This is a genomic window from Methylobacterium sp. WL18 (assembly GCF_008040015.1).
GTDB classification, from domain to species: domain Bacteria; phylum Pseudomonadota; class Alphaproteobacteria; order Rhizobiales; family Beijerinckiaceae; genus Methylobacterium; species Methylobacterium mesophilicum.
Genome location: NZ_VRVD01001267.1, coordinates 1 through 563, shown reverse-complemented (window position 1 = coordinate 563; position 563 = coordinate 1). Strand labels below are relative to the sequence as shown.

Below are 563 nucleotides of genomic sequence, written 5' to 3'. Positions count from 1 at the left end.
TACGAGCTGCAGCGTTGGCTGGGGGGGTCGGTGATGTGTTTAAGAGACAGCGTGGGCCCTGATCTGCGCGAGCGGCTGGTGCCTCGCCGAGCTCGCCCGGCGCCACGTCGCGCGGCTCGGCGCATGGATCTACACCGGCGTGGGCCTGGGCATCGCGCTGGCCGGCGCGCTGGCCTGGCTGGGTGGAACCCAGCCGGCGACGCGGCTGTGGCTCGAACTGGGCCTCGTCGCAGGTTTGGGCGCGCTGCTCGTCGGGTTCCTGTCCCGGGGGCAGGGCCTGGCCCCGGTCCGGATCGGCGAGCGCGAGGCCGCGTCCTTCGCCCGTCCGTCACGGAGCGGGCAGGCGGCCCTGGTCCTGTGCTACGGAATTTTCGGGTTCGGCTACATCGTGCCGGCCACGTTCCTGCCCGCGATGGCCCGCGAGTTGGCCTCCGACCCAAGGGTGTTCGGGCTGACTTGGCCGCTGTTCGGCCTCGCCTCGGCCCTGTCGGTCGCGGCCGTGGCCCACTGGCTGACGCGCGTGCCGCGGCGGCTTCTCTGGGCGGCGGCGCAGGGCCTCATGG

1 protein-coding gene is annotated in these 563 nt (G+C 73.4%); it reads left to right on the top strand.

All coding sequences use genetic code 11. The features are described from left to right. Positions 1-58: 58 nt before the first annotated feature. Positions 59-563 (top strand): YbfB/YjiJ family MFS transporter (locus FV228_RS32235; protein ID WP_348645080.1); only part of this gene is annotated, 505 nt, incomplete at its 3' end.